The sequence below is a fragment of the Motiliproteus sp. SC1-56 genome (assembly GCF_017309075.1).
GTDB lineage: Bacteria > Pseudomonadota > Gammaproteobacteria > Pseudomonadales > Balneatricaceae > Motiliproteus.
In genome coordinates this window covers 1-20,669 of record NZ_JAEMGS010000023.1, presented here as the reverse complement: position 1 = coordinate 20,669, position 20,669 = coordinate 1, and the positions used below count along the sequence as shown (strand labels likewise).

11 protein-coding genes are annotated in these 20,669 nt (G+C 50.2%); 10 read left to right on the top strand and 1 reads right to left on the bottom strand.

Annotated features, from left to right (window positions below):
* The first annotated feature begins 176 nt into the window (after window positions 1-176).
* The 10 genes from JGZ97_RS17650 to JGZ97_RS17600 all read left to right on the top strand — a co-directional run bounded on the left by JGZ97_RS17650 (window position 177) and on the right by JGZ97_RS17600 (window position 19,528).
* Window positions 177-626 carry a hypothetical protein gene (locus JGZ97_RS17650; RefSeq protein ID WP_207064028.1) on the top strand — a complete coding sequence of 150 codons (450 nt, stop codon included), beginning with the start codon at window positions 177-179 and terminating at the stop codon, window positions 624-626.
* A 367-nt stretch (window positions 627-993) separates the two neighbouring features.
* A complete protein-coding gene (locus tag JGZ97_RS17645; RefSeq protein WP_207064027.1) occupies window positions 994-2,982 on the top strand; it encodes a MotA/TolQ/ExbB proton channel family protein in 1,989 nt (662 codons plus the stop codon).
* Entirely contained in the window at window positions 2,982-3,635 is a 654-nt protein-coding gene (locus JGZ97_RS17640; protein ID WP_207064026.1) for an OmpA family protein, read from the top strand. The genes JGZ97_RS17645 and JGZ97_RS17640 overlap by 1 nt, the downstream gene beginning before the upstream one ends.
* A gap of 62 nt (window positions 3,636-3,697) precedes the next feature.
* Window positions 3,698-5,473, top strand: coding sequence for a tetratricopeptide repeat protein (locus JGZ97_RS17635; protein ID WP_207064025.1), 1,776 nt, complete (start codon window positions 3,698-3,700; stop codon window positions 5,471-5,473).
* A 30-nt stretch (window positions 5,474-5,503) separates the two neighbouring features.
* Window positions 5,504-6,565 (top strand): hypothetical protein, encoded by a 1,062-nt coding sequence (locus tag JGZ97_RS17630; RefSeq protein ID WP_207064024.1) that lies wholly within the window; start codon window positions 5,504-5,506, stop codon window positions 6,563-6,565.
* A 623-nt stretch (window positions 6,566-7,188) separates the two neighbouring features.
* Window positions 7,189-7,746, top strand: a complete 558-nt coding sequence (locus JGZ97_RS17620; protein WP_207064022.1) for a vWA domain-containing protein — start codon at window positions 7,189-7,191, stop codon at window positions 7,744-7,746.
* Between the two features lie 12 nt (window positions 7,747-7,758).
* Window positions 7,759-8,529: a hypothetical protein gene (locus JGZ97_RS17615; protein WP_207064021.1), complete on the top strand. Its 771-nt coding sequence runs from the start codon at window positions 7,759-7,761 to the stop codon at window positions 8,527-8,529.
* Between the two features lie 91 nt (window positions 8,530-8,620).
* The gene (locus JGZ97_RS17610; protein WP_207064020.1) at window positions 8,621-12,064 is read left to right on the top strand and encodes an STY4851/ECs_5259 family protein; all 3,444 of its coding nucleotides are present in this window, start codon (window positions 8,621-8,623) and stop codon (window positions 12,062-12,064) included.
* Between the two features lie 12 nt (window positions 12,065-12,076).
* Entirely contained in the window at window positions 12,077-18,358 is a 6,282-nt protein-coding gene (locus JGZ97_RS17605) for a DEAD/DEAH box helicase (protein WP_207064019.1), read from the top strand.
* A gap of 273 nt (window positions 18,359-18,631) precedes the next feature.
* Window positions 18,632-19,528 (top strand): bifunctional transcriptional activator/DNA repair enzyme AdaA, encoded by an 897-nt coding sequence (locus tag JGZ97_RS17600; RefSeq protein WP_207064018.1) that lies wholly within the window; start codon window positions 18,632-18,634, stop codon window positions 19,526-19,528.
* 10 nt (window positions 19,529-19,538) lie between these two features.
* On the opposite strand, the gene JGZ97_RS17595 is transcribed toward JGZ97_RS17600, so the two are convergent.
* Window positions 19,539-20,474 carry an alpha/beta fold hydrolase gene (locus JGZ97_RS17595; RefSeq protein WP_207064017.1) on the bottom strand — a complete coding sequence of 312 codons (936 nt, stop codon included), beginning with the start codon at window positions 20,472-20,474 and terminating at the stop codon, window positions 19,539-19,541.
* Window positions 20,475-20,669 lie beyond the last annotated feature (195 nt).

The following is a 20,669-nucleotide window of genomic DNA, read 5'->3' as shown; positions in this document are numbered from 1 at the left end:
AGCTCCGTCTGCTTGCCGGAAAACGGGCATGCAGGCGGTGTGAAATGATCAAAAACCGGGTTATTACGCCGCAAATGCGGCTTGAGCAGCGGAGTAGCTCAGGAGATGGGACTTAATCGTAGGTTCCCAAGTGTGTTGCGCTGCTTCAAACCTGGATTAGTGATAGCGATATCATTTTGAAGTCATTGATCGTCGATACATGCCAGGATAGCAATCAGGCTTTTGAGGGTGCGGATGCAAAGGTCGATGAAGACGGAACTCTTTATTTTTACGATGACCCGACAGACGGTCATTCCTATTTTGGTTATCGAGTTTTAGGCAAGATCGGTAATGATGCTTTTGCTCTGTTTCATGGTGGTTATGTAGGGCTCTATCGGCTTTACGAAAAGGAAGTCGATTATGACTTTCTTACGGTTGAAAAAGGGCGAGCCAGAATCTTGGAAAAAATATCTCAATCCTGGATGCCTTGCTTTGAAAGCGGTACGGTGCAAGGTGATGTGCTGGTAGTGCGCAAAAGGATATGGGATCAGAATGCATCACGCTCATCACAGTGCACCAAAAACTACGAAACATTAGAAATTGACCTTGGCTGGCTGCGGACAGAAGGCCCTCGCCCAGCTGACTAATTGCTTGATAAGCAAGGATGCCCGATGCGGGAATATACATCTCTCATTTACCAAATCACCTCAGTAAACAGGGCATGGAAGCAAGCCAGAGAGCGCTGGGGGGAAGAGTCACCTACCGCGTTGATGCTTCGAAAACGGAAGTCTTCCTTGCAGGCTCGCCTTATCAGAGATCACCGATCATCCGTTTACCTCAAGGCTGATCATGACAACACGGAGGGTGAACCTCTCTACAGCGTTCGCTTGATAGAGCCCGTCCGTCTTCCAAATAACATGACACGTAACGATGCTGAGCACTTGCCGGTGCGTTTGGCTGAAGAGCTTTTTTCTCAGGCTGAGCTGTCTGAGCTTGTGAAGCAGGGAAACAGATATGACGTTTGAGACTATTTTCGCCAATGAGCTGACTAATGGATTCTATATAGCGATTGCCGCAACACTTCTGTTCTTCGTTGTCGCTGAGCTGAGGCTGTCAACTAGGTACCGAAAAGGTCTTGTCGCGTGGAAAGAGCTGAGAGCCATGCTGCAAGGCGGAAATATAGATGTTGATCTCGCCTCTTTATCGACAAAACTAAAAGCGTTGCTTCACCAGTTTTTTGTGATTGAAGAATCACTAGAGCTGTCAGATTCCAGTAATGCTATTCGGCTGGCGAAAAGCAATGATCACTACATGGTGACAGTACCCACCACAACACTAGTACCCCATCAGCCTACTTCTCCGTATCGATTCGTTCCGGCCCTGCTCACAACAATTGGGGTATTAGGAACTTTTCTAGGGATATCCCTTGGCCTAGCCGATTTCCAGTCCACGGGCAGCGGATCAACAGAGTTGATGAACTCTGCAACAAAGCTGTTGGAGGGGATGAAAACTGCGTTCTATACCTCCCTGGCGGGCCTGCTTGGATCCATTTTGTTCATGGCCTGGCATGCGGCGTTGAGCAAGGGAAGAGAAATGCGGCACCGCAGTTTGTCATTAGATTTTCAGCAGCTTTGCATCGCTCAGTCCCCGGTAGCGCTTCTTCACAAACTTAATCCAGCTAACCAGAAAGATCTGCTTTCACGGCAGCTCGCTGCCGCCGATGCCACGATTCAGTCAAATCATCAGCTGGCATCGGTGGTGTCCGATCTTGGTGATGTATTCAATCGGTTTGATTCTGACACGATTGCTAACTCGGTATCGAAAGCTGTTTCGCAAAGTGTTGAGAAAGAGATAGCCCCTCATCTTGCCTCCATCAGCGAGAACATTAAGGAACTCAGAGACATCAAGATTCAGAGCGCTAAGCAAGTGGTTGACCTAATAGTCACCTCGCTACGATCTGAGGTTGTGGAGCCATTTGCAGAGCAGTCGCGTGAGATATCACAGCAAACGAGCGCAATGTGTGGGGTAGTCGAGAGCTCATCGGCTTCTTTGGATCGTTTGTCAGAGAAACTGGATGACATGATGAATGGGCTGGAGTCTACCACTGGCACGCTGAATCAATTCCAGATGGATACTTTGACCAAGCTGCAACAGTTTGCCGAATCGCTGCGAACCATACTTTCGCAGTTTAAAGATGATACGGAAGGTGCCCTTAATCGAGTGGCGGAAGAGATTCAGCATGCTTTGGATAACTCGATTGAAGGGATGAATGCTCAACGCGGAGCGTTTGAAGAAAGTGCGACTCGGGCCGCTAGCGCCTTTGCCGAACAGAATGAAAGTTTGAAGAACGTCGGCCGGGAGTCTAGTGCGCTCATGAACGAGGCCAAGAAGAACCTACAGGATGGCCTGAGCAACATCGATGACAAAGTGAAATCTATGTCTTCAGTCGTGCAACAAGAGCTTGAGCGTTTCCGGCTTGAATATCAGCAGAATCTGACGGGCTTCTTCGATAAGCAGGCCAACCTTCTTGAAAAAACGCTAGGCGAGCAGCGTGAAGGGTTAGCTGGTGTTGTTGAGGACTTCCGATCCGCATTCAAAGAAGAGAATGAGATCAGAAGGCAGCAGTATCTGGCGATCGACCAACAGCATACTCAGCTTAAGGAAGGGGTTTCTTTGGTAGAGGAACTGATTGAAGCGGTCGGGATGAACAAGGCGGGCGCCTTCAGTCAGTTGGAGGATGCCTCCAAAGCCATCAGTGCTCAGGTGGGTATGCTCCGGCGTTCCTATGAAGAGGCTGCAACCCGCTTTAATAGAATGACCGAGCAGATGCCTGAGGCAATGAACGGCTACTTTGAGAAAGCCAAAGTCAGTAACGAGCGCTTCTTTGATAACTTTGATGAAGCTGCAGCCCAAGTGCACGGAAAACTGGCCGATGCTGCGAATTTGTTGGTCACAGCAATGCAGCAGATCGAAATGCAGCTCATTGAAGAAAAGGTGAGCTAATGCAGCGGCATGAGTTGAATTACCCAGAAACAGATATTGATGAAACGGGAGCTTGGTTATCTATCGGCGATTTGATGTCCGGCCTGCTGATGATTTTCGCTCTTTTGCTGATACTTGCTCTTTTGCAGTTAACGGAAGCAGCCGAGAAGGCTAAGAACAGCCGGATCGTCATCATTCAATCACTTCAGGAAACCCTGGCGGAGAAAGGAATCAACGCTCAGGTAGACCCACAAACTGGAGATATCAGTATTCTCGATTCGGTGCTATTTGATTTGGATAGTGCTGAACTTAAGCCAGAGGGGCTGCAGTTTTTGGAGCTGTTCGTTCCCGTGTACAGCAAAGCGATCTTTTCAACTGAGCAGATAGCGCAACAGATTCAGCATGTGGTGATTGAAGGTCACACCAGCTCGACTGGTAGCTGGGATCACAACATGAAGCTAAGTCTTGACCGAGCAAATAGTGTTTCCCGAGCTGTTTCGGACTTGTCATTTGCAGGCAAAAAGGGCTTTCGTGAACGTATGCTGGTTGCTGGCCGTGGGGAGTCAGAGGCCGATCAGGAGGTCGATAACTCAAGTGATCGAAAAGTGATATTTCGCTTCCAATTCAAGAGTGATCGTTTCCTGCGCTGGTTTATGGAACAGCGGGGGCTTTGAACATGCCTAGTACGGATATGGGGGTTGTTTTTTCCCCTCCTACTTTAAAGCCTCCTAGGAAGATGCAAAGACTTGCTAAGGGAATAGAGGAGAAGCCTTGGAAGGCTGGGTTAGATATCAGCACCTTTCCTCCCAAAACGGTCAGTGAAATTCTGCTGTTGTTAGATTCAGGGCAAGATGAACTGATATCAATTTTGGATTGGGTTCACCTACTAGATCATAAAGCTGCATGGGATGCGGTACATTCCGATCAAGACATCGCTAGGACTAGCGCAAAGATTTTCAGGGCAATCGCGAAAGACAACTCGTTAACGCAGTTGGCGCTCTTTAGGGCCGCGCTGACTATAGACGGGTCCGGTACTCTCTTCCCTCCGATATTGCTTGAACACCTCCATTTGTTAAGTGACTCAGTGCTTGGTAGGCAAAAAGAGTTGCTTGATATCGTATTGCACTCAAAGCATGAAGACTTTTTGGCAATTGCTGGGCTTGTTGCCACTGCAGACCTTTCAGTAGAAGAGTTTTTTAGTCGATACCGGCTACCCAGGTGCACCAGGCTGAAGCAGGAGACGATGAACAGTTTGCCTCGCTTGTTCGAAGAGCTTGACCTGTCTTCGCGAGCAGGGTGGTGCCTGTACATGCTGAAGGAAACTGATAGGTCCCTTTCAGTTGCGATGCTTGAAGTCTTGCTTAGCAAGCGGCAGGGGGATGTCCAGAAGGTGCCTTACGTCTTGGAGTGGTTAGATGAGAACTGCCATCCACGACACGACGAGGGGTATTGGTTTGAGTTATCGGAATCTTCTCATAGTGCTCTTCGCGAGCTGATAACGATTTCAGACTTCCATTACTTTAGGAAGCTGGTAGATCTATTGCGAGATTCGACTATATCAAACGCGCTTAGGTTAGATGAGCATGGTTTGAAACAGATCAAAAGCAGGAGCCTTTTCTGGGCGCATTACGAGTCTCGGATTCTATCGTTGCGTATTTTAGTACCTGGCGATACCTACCAAAAGTTGCCGATGTTTATTCAGACAGCAGACTGGTTGGAGCGGTTTGAAGAACAAGGAGGGAGTGAGGCGGTAGTTTTTGAGTTTGAGCATGTGCTGATTTTGGAAGTGTTAAGGGATGTGGCCAGTGAGATACGGGTGTTTCTCAAAAACACACGCAACGTCAATCTACTCTTGAGGAGCAATCCCGCATCGCTAGAGAGGTTTCGAAATGCTCATCAAGATGGGGTTCATGATCATGCTGTTTGTTGGCAGTGGGCATGTGAACAGTGGCTAAGAACCAACTATAAAATCTTGCCTGACGATAGAGTGACTCGTTTCAGGGGGCTTCCACCGGCAGCATCATCATATTCAAGACTTCATGGGTTGCCTGCGCCTGATGGCGATATGCTGGATCGCCGGTCAGACGAGTTGGAGTATTGGAGCGCGTCTTTTTATGCACGTGAGCAGTCTCTGGGTAAGCACGGCGCCGAATTAGATCGTGCTCACGGACAAACTTTCTCGCTGAAGGGGATTAATCACCGAGAGCGAGGGCGTAAGGATGAGTACAAGCGTTGCTTAAGTAAGGCTTCAGAGCTTGGTGATCGCTATGCTGCCGACGAACTGTGTCAGCCTCTTATAGAGGAAGCAAAAGCATTTGGGCGTCGAAGAAATATTGCAAAAATGAGAGCTTTATTGGAGAAAGCTGCGGGTCAGGGGAGTGCGGAAGCAATGGTTGCATTGGCTTTGGCTTCTTCGCAAACGGAATATGACCGTCGACAGGGTGATGAGTGGCTAAAAAAGGCCGCGAGACTGGGGCATCCGAAAGCTCGAAGAATTTTACGCATGGATTAACCAGCAGTTGGTTTTGGTGAGGGAACGCAGGTGCCGAAGCAAAATAGAGTAACGCCCCATGGCGAGATTGTTGCGGTGGATGCCAGGGGAACAGTCATGGGTAACCGTGGCAATTTGCACGATAGTCGCGGAAACATTGTTCGTTCTTACTCACGCAAAGCCTGGATAAGCTGCAAGCTCGACTACGCCGGCCGGCAACGGCAGGTCATGTCACCCGGGCAGTACACAGAGCTTTTCTTCTTGGATGAAGCTACAGCCCTTGCTGCGGGGCATCGTCCTTGCGGTACTTGCGAGCGCAACAGGCTCAATGAGTTCAGGCAAGCATGGAGTGCCGAACGCCCCACTGAATCGTATTCATTGGAGGATATCGATAAAGCGTTGCATGAAGATCGAAGCTCCATAGGTGGCTCTAGGCGACTATGGGAAGCGGAGGTCAAGGATCTTCCGGAAGGGGTTTTTATTGTATCTGACTCTGGGGACCTATCTACCTGGTTGCTGTGGAAAGGTTGCTTTCATCGCTGGTCTCACGACGGTTATGCAGAAACGCGGACTATTGCTGGCTCAAAGGTGGTTAAGGTTCTCACCCCTCCATCCTTAGTTGCTTTGATGAAACGCGGATACTTGCCAAGGGTGCATGCAACAGCTGAGAAACTAGTCGAAGAGAGTAGTAGCCCAGCTAAATCTGTCGAGGAGCTTCAACCAGCTTCAGCAAACGCCGAGTTGAGTAGCCAGCATTTGGTAGTGGAGAAAGCTAGGTCAAGCTCTCCTTCCGTCAGCAATGTTTCGATAGTCAGTTTACACAAAATGCAAACGACGCCTAATGGCCGTGCACTTGCGGTTTACTTCGCGGCGATCTTGCGAGCGACGGGAATGAATCGTGGTGAAGTCTTCCCATTGAAAAGGTTCCTTGGAAATTTTTCTGGCCACCTATCCGCTGGGCGCATCGAGCGGTTTGGAGATGGTTATCGTCTCACTCAGCTAGGAAAGGATTACTTCTCGGACCGAGAGCGGCGCCAAGGAATTAGCGAAGCCGAGATCCAGTCTGTAATACGTAATATTAGAAGTGGCGGGCCTGGTTGGGTGGGGATCTAGAAGATGTAAAAAAAATTACTATTCTGAGCTTATTTTACCTAACCCTCCGGTTTCGCTGCTTTGCATTTCGCATAATATATTGTTTTTAAAGCAAAACAAAAGTTGGCATTAGGGCTGCAATATCTACATCAAATGTAGAGAGGATTGCAGCCATGAAACAGCCAACACTCCTAGATAGTCAGCTCCCCCTTCAAGAGCATGAGATCACAAGCCATGCATCCGTTCGGATGCATCAGCGTGGCTTATGTGAACGTCAGATTGAACTAGCACTTCTCTATGGACGTAAGATTCATGCTCGGCGGGCGGTATTTCATGTTATCGGCCGGAAAGAGATAGCTCGTTTTGGCGAGCTCGATCCCGAGCTAAATGGCATACAAGTGGTCACCAGTAGTGATCACTCCACCGTTCTAACGGCATATCGAAATCACGATCTAAGGGCTATTCGCCCGACTAAGCGAAAACACCGCCATATGCACTGACTCATGTATGCCCTTGAAAGGAGTTCTTGGGCGAGGGAAGAGTGTGGGCCAAAGGATGGCTGTTAGGGATAGGGAAGTAATCGGGCCATGGACGGCTCATCCAAAATTAATTCTTGCGCAGGCTGACCTGCAATGAGGTTTAAGATGGCCAAGCCAATTGAAATCTTGTGTGTGTTGGATCGATCAGGTTCTATGGGGTCGATCATGGATGAGGCTATCGCTGCCTTTAATCACTTTGTTGAGCAACAAAAGCAGCTGCCAGGAAAGGCCAAGCTGACCTTGGCTGCATTTGACGACAGGTATGAACTCATTCTCAAGCGGGTAAAAATTTCGGATGTTCCATCGCTGAACAGAAGTGCAGTAGAACCGCGTGGAATGACAGCCCTTTATGATGCGATTGGCCGTACCATTTCAAGCGCAAAAACAGATAGGCAAACAATCTGTTTGATCCAGACCGATGGATATGAAAATGCCAGCCAGGAGTATTCTGCAAAGCAGATAAAAGAGCTGATCAAGCAGAAAGAAGGCGATGGTTGGGAGTTTGTGTTTATTGGTGCTGGTGTCGATGCGTTTACTGCAGGTACGGATTTCGGCCTAACCGCAGATAAGTGTGTGAGTGTTGCAAAGTCATCGGTAGGAATGGAGGCTTTTGCATACGAGCTAGGCAGCCGCACCACTAGCTTTCGTCGGTCAAAGTCATAGGAGGTGAACGCAGTGTTTGATCTTGGTATTCAGAACTTCTTGGAGTTCATCGCCGAAACAGACTTTCGATGTGCAAGCCGTCTGCCTGAAGAGCTCAAACTGAGTTCAAGTGGTCAAATTGAGACGTTCTACGCTCCTTTTGAATACGTTAACCCAGAGGCGCGTATCGTTATCTGTGGAATAACTCCCGGGCTTCAGCAGGCACTGATTGCTTTGCAAGTCGCAGGCGAGACCATCAGAGCAGGAGAGTCGGTTGATGCGGCTCTGCTAGCGGCGAAGCAAACGGCTAGTTTCGCTGGAAGCATGCGCAGTAATTTAATTAGGATGTTGGACTTTGTTGGCATCAATGTGCATCTGGGGATCGAAAGTTGTTCTGATCTTTTTGGATCTCACAGGCATCTGCTGCACACCACTTCGGCGCTTCGGTACCCGGTGTTCAAGTCCGGAAAGAATTACAGTGGCGCTCCCTCCATGCTGAGGCATTCGGATCTGCGGGCTCAAGTTGACCTTCTTTTGGCCAAAGATCTGGCTGCCATGCCAAGAGAAACCATTTTGGTTCCCCTTGGTGATAAGGTGACTGAGGCACTGGAGTACGTTGCGGCGAAAGGGACTATTGATGAGCGACGAATTTTGTCAGGGCTCCCTCACCCTTCTGGTGCCAATGCTGAGCGTATTAAGTTCTTTCTGGGTGAAAAGCCTCTGGACCAGCTGTCTTCAAAGACCAATGGGCAGGTGATTGCTACAGCAAGGAGCACCCTGTTTAGGCGTTTGGAGGCCTTTTGACTTAGTGCATTGCATTTTTGTTCTTGATTGATACTGTTGGTCGAGCGGCTAAGCCACGAGATCTACCAGCCGCATATAAAGGAGCAGTGTTATGAGCAAGGAGCGCGAATCTAGCCCTATTTCTTGGATGAAGGCCGTTTGTGAGCGCAGCGGCATAACCTCCAATCCTCTCTATGAAATCCAGCAGCTTTCGAAGCCAATCTATCGTTGGCGCATTTCCGACTCTGAATATGAAGCTGCTCGGAAGTTACTTCGCAACGCTGGTCTGCTTGGCTTTGGCATGGCTTCAAAGCAGTTGCCCCACTTACCTGCAGTATTTGTCGCATATGCCTCAGAATGGTGGCGTCGTGAGTACGATGGTCATAGCTTTTCGTGGGAAGGGATTTTTCGGTCATTCGAAATCGAAATCGACGAGATTTCCCCCTCCCAGCGTAGTGAGTTAGTTGAAGAGGGGCTTCGTTTATGGGGGCGCAAAGTTCGAAGAGGAGAGCACGGTCGCAATATTCTAGGCACTATAGCGACAGAAGGCGGGCTCCCGCTTAAGCACCTGGCTACTTCCGGAGGCTGGTTGGAGCGAGTGCTCAAAGGAGCAATTACTCGGCATGTAGAGAGCGGTGTCGATCCTCTGCTTGTAATCCAGTTGAGTGAGGCTTACATCCCCGTTTCTTATCAAAATGAATCTCTCTATCAAATCCTCAAAGAAATAGTTGAGCTCTTAGCTTTCTTTAGATCCGAGTACTCGCTGGATGACAAGCAAAGCCCCGTGGCTTGGCTAGATCAGTCGCAACCCAATTGGCGTGACCACTTCCCTCTGCCCTTAGATGATGAGAGTGGTCGAGAGCTCTTGTCTCGCCTGATTAAGGGTGCCGCATCTGCGAAGGCGGGAAAGAAAAGTCATCTTCTTTTGGAAAGGAAAGTTATTGCTGCTGATGATCAGCGGTTCACTCTTGGGGCGTACGTGTCTAGCCCGCAATACATTGCGCTGGAAGATATGGAGTTAGCCACAGGTGGGTCGTTCCCTGCACGCTCTGATTTAGTCTTGCTTCGTTCAGATGGCTGGTCACAGCACATTGGTGCTGCTTATCTCACAGAAAACTCAGGTCAGCGCTGTGTGAAGTTACTGCAAAGAGCGTTCTCGTGCAGTGGTATCGAGGCCACATATGAATTTTGGGCCGAGCTAAGATTACGAGGAGAGGTAGTATCTCGCATTCCCATCTCGTGTGCTGAAGCGTTGGATCAACTCTCTCCTTGGTTGTTTGAGGAAAAGAACGAAGAGTGGTTGTTCACTGGCCAGGCTAGCCAGACAATCAAATCATCAGAAGCACTGATATATCTTCCTGAAAACATACAGCCTGACATTGATGCTGATGTTCGGCGAATCGGTTATTTGGAGTTGGACGGTTTCCAAGGATCGCTGCTTCAGTTCTCTGGCGAGCTAGTTTGCCATGGTGGTGATGGCGAACAGTACAGGATTAAGACTGGCTCAGAGCAAGAAAACTACCTCCATTATGAGTTGGTAGGTAAGCGTTTCCCATTCATTTCATCTCCTCGCCAGTGCTGGCTTGGAGCCCCAAAGGTCAGAACATTTAACACTATAACGAATACCTCTTCCATGGCGGGTATCGAGCAGCTATTGGCGAAGAGGATCGGGACTTCTGAAGGGTGGCGACCCGTAAGTGCAATGGCTCCTGGTGTCTATCATCTGAAGTTGATGAATGGTCAGGGTGATGTACTCATGCGCAAGCAAGTTGGCATCCTAAGCGAGTACTTTGACCTGTCATCTTACCCTTCAGAGGAGGCCTCTTCCGGTAGTATTAAGTTCCATGGATTACGTGGGGTTGAGGTTGCTTGTAGTGCTGAAGGGGTATCCACCAGTCAGCAGCAGGAACCAAATGGTGATCTAAATGTACATGTCTTAGCCGATCAGCACCCACCGGCACTACTGGATGTGACGTTGTCATTTGAGCGGCAAGTCCAAACTGTGCGCTTTTCTTATCCATACCCATCAAGAGGAGCTTATTTAGTTTCACCTGACTTCCAACGGTTAGGTAAAGCTCCCGAACTTTATCTGGAGGAATTGTTCGGTTATCGACTTCACCTCTTCTCTCCAAGCCATGCCCAAACTGCGTTCAAGTTTCGAATGGAACTGTGCGATTCGGGTTTGACCGACGGAAGAGATGTATACGTTAATTACGACCGCACGGTAGAAGGGGGACATGCTGAGGTTTCCCTGGTGGATTGGCTCAGTTCTTTCCAGGAACTGATGACAGCCAGTCGTAGCCTTGATTCTCATGTCTGCATGTATGTCAGCAGTCACGGCAGAGAGCTCCTCAAACTGAGGATTAATCGATATCGGTGGAGGCTCATTCCTGATTTCGAGTTTGCCAAGGTTCAAATAGAAGACGCCGGCTACAGTGGACAGGAGCTTGATCAGCTTGATGCAATTAGCCTTGAGCTGATCAAGCTGAGCGAACCCGATAGCGAATTTCCTAAGCTACAACCTGTTTTATCCGAAGGGGTGCATACAGGGGGCTGGTATATGCCAGTCGACTCGCTGACGCCAGGAGCTTGGTTGGTGTATCCCTCTAATGACACCTCTACTTCTTTCAGACCTCTTTTGTGGAGCATTAAAGGGGTCCGTAGTGAAGATCAGTGCGACCCTATTGAAGAACTAGATACCTTAGAGCAAGTGGTTGCCATTCCTGATCCGAAGCTCCGAGGTGATTTAATATTGTCTGTGCTTAGGCAGATGGTACAAAGCCCAGAACATGGTAGCTGGCGCTATCTAGAGTCCTTGGCCAGCAAATGTAATCACCTGCCCTTATGTGTATTTGATGTATGGCAGAAGGCTGTTTGTGACCCTCTGTTTCTATCTCATCTTGTTGTACGTAACCCTTCGGGTATCACAGCAAAAATTTCCACTGAGATGCCGGTCATGTGGGAGTTTATTCCTCTTTCTTGCTGGGAAGATGCTCTGAATACATATCGTTCTCAGAAGCTTCACCAGCTTGGCGAAGATGACAAAGAGTTTGTTGATCAGCTGGTCGAAAAGAAGATAAAGCAGATTGGATCACTCTCTGATTCGATGTCAGCTGTGCAAGGCCTGTTACTGGGAACAGTTCTCCAGAAGTTTCCTCAAGATACCAAAGCGTTCCGTTTACCGGGTATGGACCAGATCATTCTCGCTTGGATTGGTGAAGCAAGAATGGATCTGATGAGACGACAATCTGAAAGCGATTGGCCTCAACTGCTTGGCCGGCGTATTGCCGAACTAGCGGCTAACGGATTGCCTTCTTTCACAACATTGATTGATGAATCTGGTGGCGACTACAGGGATGCTGTCATCAAGCTTCCTGTCGTGGCTGCAAACCAAGCTCTAGGCTTGTATGGCGCAGATCAGGCGTTTTCATTGGAACATAGCGTGGTGGAGTTTAAGTTACGCCAGCTAAAACGCTTTGACGAAGAGTGGTTTAACAAGATCTATGGCTACCTCATGACTTACGGCTGGTTCGAAAAGTGGCGGATGGGGAAATAATCGGAAGTTCTTATGCCTAAACCTTATTTTGAATCGTTGATCGGACAGCTTTCAGAGCGATCCTCTCAGGCCACATTGAGCATGTTGGGGATTACAGATCCGGGTCTTAGAAAACACCTTTCCCACGAGTTGGAGTTTCTTCCGGGTAGAACCGGATTCTTAGCAGATCCCGTTTTTGAGGCCACATTTCCATGGACGGAAGCTGACATCACAATGAGCGCTTTGAAGGGCAGCCTTCTTCAACCATCTCTCGTTGATGCCCTAGATCAACCTCCTAAAGAACTCGCTGGAGAATATGCATTCAAATCTAGCTGGTCCCCGTACGTTCATCAGCTAAAGGCATGGAAAGCTCTTATTGAAGAACCGAATAGGTCTGTCGTCGTTACTAGTGGAACTGGCTCTGGTAAGACCGAATGCTTCATGGTTCCAGTTCTAAATGACTTGGCTCGGGAGTACGAAGCTACTGGGTCTTCATTGGTCGGTGTCCGAGCTCTTTTCCTATATCCGTTGAATGCGCTCATCAATAGTCAGCGGGATCGTCTTACTGCTTGGACTCATGCCTATGGCGATGCAATGCGGTTTTGCCTATACAACGGCAATACAAAAGAGCAGGTAAAAGCTCACATTCAGGCCCAGACGAAGAATGAGGTTCTCTCAAGAAAACTGATGAGAGATAGCCCCGCTCCCATCCTGGTTACTAACGCTACGATGTTGGAGTACATGCTAGTCAGGCATGTAGACGCGCCAATAATTGAGAAGTCTCAAGGCGCGCTTCGCTGGATTGTTTTGGATGAAGCCCATACCTACATCGGCTCTCAAGCAGCAGAGCTCTCTTTGCTGCTTAGACGTGTGATGCACAATTTTGGAGTTTCGCCATCAGATGTTCGCTTTGTTGCAACTTCAGCGACTATCGGAGATTCAGATGGAGCCAATGAACTGCGCCGCTACCTTGCAGATCTCGCAGGCATTTCTGAAAGTCAGGTCACCGTCATCGGAGGGAGTCGTCATGTTCCATCGTTGGATGGGCAGATCAAGCAAGCAAATAGTTTTCATGAGTTGCGGCTGATTGATGCAGATGAGGCCTCTTCTACAGAGCGCTTCAATGCTTTGTCGGCCCATACAGTAAGTAGTCGCTTAAGAGATGAATTAGGAAAAAGTGGGCGGCCAAAAACTCTTACACAGCTTCAGAGCATTGTTGGAGAACTGTCGAATCAGGGAAGTAGCTCTATTGAGCACACTTTGAGGTGGCTGGACCTGTGCTCCGCTACCTTGGAGAAAAGGTCGAAGCAGCCGTTCTTACCGCTTCGGGCACATTTGTATCACCAAACTGTAAACGGCCTATGGTGCTGTGCTGATTCAAGCTGCAATGCAAAATCCCCAGATCTGCTGGATTCGAGCTGGCCTTTCGGGAATGTAACAGTAGAACGGAAATCTGAGTGCGCTTGTGGCGCCCCAGTTTATGAACTCGTTTTCTGTAGTGATTGCAACACTCCATACCTCGTGGGAATGGAGAAAGGTCATCGCTTAGTCCAGTTTGAGCAGGATAATGTTGATGAATTTAGCCTTCAGGTTGAAAGCGAAGAGGTTGAGGACTCCGAGCCAGCGCTCTCTTTCTCAGAGGTGACTTACCTGAGCGGGACTTGTTATCAAGATAAAACAATCACTTTGCCACTTCACCGGATAACTCGGGAGCTAAATACGCCAGAGTCTGAAGACTCTATACAGATCGAACAGATAATCCCTCCAGGGGAAGGCGAAGGGTGGGAGTGTCTGCATTGTGGGAACGAAGGGTTTAGGAAAACAACTCCCTTTAGACATAGCCGGTTGGGGGCTCCCTTTTATATCAGTAATACCGTCCCCTCTTTGCTTGAGTACTGCCAAGATCATAAAGAAGCTAATGAGCGTCCCGGACGAGGTCGTAGGTTAATTACATTCACTGATAGCCGACAAGGAACCGCAAGAATTGCGGCTAAAGTGCAGCAGGACGCTGAGAGGGAGCGTCTAAGAGGATTGGTCTACGGAGCGCTTGCAGATACATCGTCCGGCAAAAAGACCGAATTATCACCAGAAACTGAAAAGCTCAAGGAGAGAATCCAGAAGGCTAAAGATAGAGCGCAAAAGTTTGAGGGTCTCGATGATGACCTGGTAAGCGAGTGTCTTGATATGGCACGGGAGCTTGAGGAAGAGTTAAAGGAGATCCTTGAATCCGGGCAAGGTAAGCCCATACCCTGGCGTGAAATGGTGCTATCCCTTGAGGCATCGAAGGATTTGTCTCGTTGGATGTTTAACTACTACAAATCAGTTAATCCGATCTTGTTCAGTGGGGACGGGGCTAGAAAAAGCCTTGCTGAGATATTGCTAATTCGAGAGTTTGCTCGGCGTCCAAAGCGTCAAAACAGTATGGAGACTCTTGGACTGGCATCTGTACGCTACCCGTCTCTGGATTCATTATCGGCATCGAATGAGTGGTATCAGCTTGGATTCGATGATGATGACTGGCGTACCTTCTTGAAGGTCGTTGCAGACTTCTATCTAAGGGCTAACTCCGTTCTGGATATTCCTTCTGACTGGATGCGCTGGTTAGGAATAACTATTCGCCCAAGGACAGTTTTACATCCGCATTCTCTGGAAAATACATCCAAAAATGCGATTCGTTGGCCACAAGCGAGAGGTGTTTCAAGAGAGCATCGCCTCGTTCGCATACTCAATCAGGTAACGGGACGAACAGCAGAAGAACCAATTTACCAAGACCTTGTGAATAAGGCCTTGTTGTCAGCATGGGATGCGTTAATAAGAGCAGGGGTTCTAAAGCAAGCGCTAGGGTCATTGGAGTTCCAGCTATCTCGTGAGTCGATCGCCTTCGCCCCTTGCCAAGAGGCGTGGGTATGCCCCATTACTCACAGGTTGATTGATAACTGTTTTAAGGGGGTAACACCTTACCTTCCGGTGAAGCTTGCCGGTGTCGAGGTATCCTGTAAGAAAGTAAGCATTCCCCATTACGTATCTGATCTCACGCACGTAACGTCTGATGCAGATCGCCTTGCGCGAGCGCGAGATTGGGTACAAAACCAGAAACCAATTACTGAACTACGCAGTGTAAACCTGTGGTCTGACCTAAGTGATCGTGTAGTAGAAGGAGGCAGCTTCTTTTACGCTGCCGAACACTCAGCGCAACAGCCTCAGCCTGTACTTCAAGACTATGCTGCGCGGTTCAAAGATGGCTACCTCAATGTCTTAAGTTGTTCGACCACCATGGAAATGGGCGTTGATATTGGCGGTATTTCAATGGTGGCTATGAACAATGTACCACCACATCCAGCCAATTATCTTCAGCGGGCAGGTCGAGCCGGGCGCCGAGGTGAAACAAGGTCTGTAGCCTTCACTCTATGCAAGGATAATCCTCATGAGAGAGGTGTCTTTGCAGACCCTTTATGGCCATTTACTACTTCTATTCCTGCTCCCTATATCACGTTAGGCAGTGCAAGGATCGTACAGCGTCACGTCAATTCCCTAGTCTTTGGCTATTTCCTGAAAACGCGTCTCTTAAGCTCCGATACGGAAGCGACACGACTTACCTGTGAGTGGTTTTTTTGTGGTTCAGAAGGAGAAGTGTCTCCGAAAGAAAAGTTCTGTGGGTGGATTGAACATGTTGCTCAGGGAGAAAAAATACCCGAAAGTCTTGCCTCAGGAATCAAAAGACTTGTAACTGGGAGCGTGTTAAGCGGGTATTCGCCAAGTCGCCTGTTGGTCCGCGTGGGAGAGCACGTCAATGCAGTGTCTAAAGCTTGGCTTCCCAGCTACTCAAAACTTGCGCAAGAGTTTGAAAGTATACAGTCGCTATCGGAATCAGATCCTTATCGCCGGCGCGTGGAAAAAGATTTAAAGAGGTTGGGGCAAGAGTATCTGCTTTCAGAACTCGCAGCGAGGGCCTTTCTACCTGGATACGGTTTTCCAACCGGGATCGCTACTTTCGACCCTTTCAGTATTACTGATTACATCAGCAACAGGGCTAGCAAGGAGCTACACGGTCGTGATGATAATCTGCTCAGAATGCAGGGTAAGCCGTCTCGTGATTTGCCTGTCGCAATAAGAGAATACGCGCCAGGAGCAGATGTTGTTCTCGATGGAGTTGTCTATCGGTCTGCAGGAATTGTTCTTAACCGGTTTGACTCGAACGCAAACTGGAGTTCACCCCAAAAGCTTGATACGGAGTATCGCTGTGACCACTGTGGACACATAGGAAACTTGCTTGGGAAGAGTGATGCTGAGTTAGGTTGTGAGCATTGTGGCACGACGATTAAAGAGTCGAATAAGCGAGAATATATAGAACCTGTAGGTTTTGCCGTCGATTTTTATGAGAGCCCACATAACGATGTTACGACACAGAAGTACATCCCTGTGCAGGACCCTTGGCTCTCTGCTGGAAGTTCCACGATAGCACTTGCTAATCCTGCTTTAGGGGTCTTTCGAAGCAATAGTGAAGGGCATATTTTTTACCATAGCTCGGGAGAGTTTGGACATGGGTTTGCTGTTTGCCTGCGCTGTGGAAGAGCCGATTCGATGCCAAGCGCGACGGAGTATCCTAAAGATTTAGCTCCAAATAAAACTCATAAAAGGCTGCGTGGAAAACCTGACAATCAAGAGTCAAACGTATGCGAGGGTTCTGAAGAGCAGTATGCCATCAAAGGTGGGCTTCATTTAGGGCATGTCGATCGCACTGACATCTTCGAGCTCTACCTGAAAAACCCACATGAGGGCAGGTATCTTTGGGGTAAGGATAAGCGTACAAACTCGCTTCTTTATACCCTCGCAGTTGTTCTTCGACAGGCCCTTGCGGATACCCTTGGCGTAAATGCCGATGAAATGGGGTATTCAGTCAAAGAAACATCGCTTCCAGATCAAGATGCTGTTTCTGCAATCGTGCTGTATGACAAATGTGGAGGAGGTGCAGGGTTTGCAACCTCTGCTGGTAAACATATCGGCAAGATGTTTTCTGTTGCAAAGCGGTATCTCAATTGTCCAGAAAATTGCGGCACATCTTGTCAGAGTTGCTTGCTGGGGTATGACACCCGGTTCATATTGGACAAGCTTGACCGGCATGTTGCGCTGGAATACCTCGACTTGATAGAGCCGTTTTTAGGTCTTCCAGATGAACAGATGGTGTTGGGGGCCGGAACCCAATACTGTCATGAAAGCCTTGAAGCCGAATTGCTCCATGCCATGCAGAGTGTGGATACCACTTTAAAGATTCCCTTTACTGGAGCCCCTGAGAACTGGGAAATCTCTTGCACGAGAGTGAGAGAACTCTTACCTGCTTGGCTGTCACGCTGTAATGGCGTTGAGATATTTCTAACTCAGTCTGCGTTCAACGGTCTTAATGAAGACCAGAAAAACGACCTACATGTACTTCAGCTTTTGGGCGCTAAGTTAGCCTTTGGGAGTCAGCCTTTATGTAGCGATTCAGGAGCTGGGACTTTGTTAGCTCAGTTATGCAGAAACGATGGCACCAGTGTAGCTTTTGGGTCACCGAAGCTAGAAGCTTCTGTTCCGAATACCGACTGGTGGAAAATCGAAGGTGAGCTACTTGTAAAGAGTGATGATGTTCCCCCTCTGGTTGTCGATGAGTTCTTAACTAAAGACCATTTTGAGAAGCTGGCTGCGGGCGATGTTGAGATTGATCTAACCGATGATTTGGATGGATCGCTGTCGGGGTTTGGTCGAAGGCTTTGGGATCGGATTTGCTCCGAGCATTCTGGAATCGGTAGTCAGTTAAAAGCAGATGACCCATTGGAGTCAATTGAGTACTCGGACTGCTTTGTGAGCTCTCCTTGGAATGTTGCTGTTCTTGGATCCGTCTTTGTGGGGCTTCGAAATGCCAGCGGAGAGGTTTGGGCTTCACCTGATATAAAAATAAGTACCGGCAGTTTTACCGGTAAGCACATAAAAGGAACCGGTTTCTTTAATGATTGGGCGGATGATGCTGAACGAGAGAAAGTCATTGAGGCTTATTTCGGAAGACTCGGGTTCAAGTGCTTCGCATACGTTAAGGACAAGAAAGGATTGCCTCATGGGCGCTTTTTACTTCTCAAGTGGAAGTCTGGTGTCGTGATGCGGGTTAGGTTTGACCAAGGGGTTGGCTACTGGGCTGCGAAAACTCTTGGCTTTATTAAATTTAGCCAGAATGATCAGATCGTACAGCAGGCTCATGACCTAGAGGCAAGTTGGGAAAGACTCCAGGTCAAGCATGGTAAGAGTCAGCCAACCCAAATATTCGTTAAAGGTCTTTCGGCATGATTGCGGATTAGCAGGTCAGGTCATAGCCTACAGCCCTTTTTTTAAAGGGAGAGGTACCTGTACTTCCCAGTGCCCATGTTCATCGTGTTCAGCCCGCCACGCATTCAGAGAAAACCCAGTCTAAACGGCTGGTTTTTTTCGTTTTTGGAATGCTGAAGGCCGTAAAGGGAGCGGCGCTTGGCGCGGGGTAATCGCGTGCGCGGCAAGAAACGGATGGACTGCGGTGTTCAGGCAGGCAAAATAGTAGGCCCATTGGATACAACACCTGCTGCTATGGTCCATTTTTCTCAATCCGCCAGCCCTGATCAAGAGGGGGATGCTCAGGGGGCATCGCCCCCGCCCTCCCTGCTGCGCGTCGCCCGCTATATCGAGACACATGCGCACGAGCGCCTTTCCCTCGAGCGGCTGGCCAAGGAGGCCGGGCTCTCGCCCGGTCGCTTCCAGCGTCATTTCAAAGCCGCTTTCGGCATCTCTCCCAAGGTATACCAAGATGCGGTGCGCCTCGGTGCGTTGAAATCGGCGCTAAAGACCGGGCACACGGTCACCGAGGCGATTTTCGAAGCCGGCTTTGGTTCTACCAGCCGTGTCTACGGAGCGTCTGCGAGGCAGCTGGGAATGCCCCCCAAGGTTTATCGTCGGGGTGGAGAGGGTGAGTCCATCAGTTACGCCTGCCGGGAGACCGCGCTGGGCCCCACGCTGATGGCCGCAACCGACCGGGGCGTCTGTTTTCTTCATTTTGGTGATTCGCCGGAGGCATTGCGCCAGGCCCTGTTCGAGGAGTTTCCCAAGGCCGACATTCATCGCTCGGAGGCTGAGCAGGACTCCGAGCTGACGGCCTGGATAGTGGCCCTGGACCGGCACCTGAAGCAGAACGGGCCATGTCCAGAGTTGCCTTTGGACATGCGCGGCACGGCGCTCCAAATGATGGTGTGGCGCTTTCTACTGGGGGTAAAGCCGGGCCAGGTGCTCAGCTATAGCGAGCTGGCGTCGGCCGTCGGCCGTCCCCGGGCGGTGCGGGCGGTGGCCTCGGCCTGCGGGGCCAACCGGATCGGGGTGCTGGTGCCCTGCCACCGGGTGTTACGCAGCGATGGCGGGCTGGGTGGATACCGCTGGGGGCTGGACCGCAAGCGCTGGTTGTTGCGACGCGAGGGGGCCGAAGGCGCGGAGTGATGCCTTCGGCTCAGGCGATGAACTGGAGCAGGGTTGATGGGTCTCGCTCTGCTTTACCGCTGCTGCGAAACGGGGCGGCTTGCGTGAAAAAGCCCATCACCTCCAGATTCAGTGAGCCCTTGCTGACACACTGGTCAAACTGGTGGCGACAACCGGCAAGTTTTTTCAATACCAGGGGGGTTTCCAGGTCTCGTCTGGAGAGGGCTTGGGCCATGGCCTGTACCCAGCGTTCAGCCCGCTGTACCCGGTGAGCGCCTTGTTGGGCGTCCACCCGGGGGCCTTTTCGCAGGGCGCGGTCGCGGCGGCAGTCTCGCTCGCCGACGAACACCGCCGTGGGTACGCACAGGGCGGCCTCCAGCAACCACAAGGGCTGGGGCTGGCGGCGCTTGGCCGCCAACCCGCGGGGGTAGGGAGCGCTGAAGTCGGGGAACGTGTAAAAGCCGGCGGAGGCCAGGGCCAGGCGATGGATCCGCTCCGGGTGCAGGAGCGCATAGCGCTGGGCGAACTGGGCCCCGCCCGAGAAGCCGAACAGGTAGAACTGCCGGCTGTCGACGCCGGTGCGCTGAGTGAGGTCCGCCAGCAGGGTGTTGAGGGCCTGGTCCGCCCTGACCCCGCTCCCTCTGTGTCCCAGTCCCAGCCACTGGTAATCGGGAAACTGCTCGCGTCCAAAGAGCGGCGCCATCACCACCCAGTTCAGCCGCGCCGCCATTGCGGCAAAGGCCTCGGCGTGGGCCCTGGCATTGCGGGAGATGCCGTGAACGCTGACCAGGATGCGGGTGGACGCATCGATTGTCGGTGGGCAGTAGAGGTAGTAAACCTGCCCGCTGATCTCTATCCGCCGTACCCGGCATGCGTTTGGGACAGCATCAGTGAGTCCCTGCCCGCCGGCGATCGGCGCAAGGTGGGAGCAGTCGGCGGTGTCCGCACTTGAATTTAATGGTGACATGGTTTTCTCCGTTGATCTCAGCCGGCAGCAAGGCGGGGGAGGGTGGCGCACTGTGCGCTGGCCATTCCTAAGACTCCTGCGTAACCCGCGCCTACCGCTCGGTATTCCCCGCAAACCCCAGCTTTGCTACGAGTAACTGCTGTAGCTCCCTGTTTTTCGGCATCTGGCGCTGGTTTGCAGCGCCAGATACGGTAT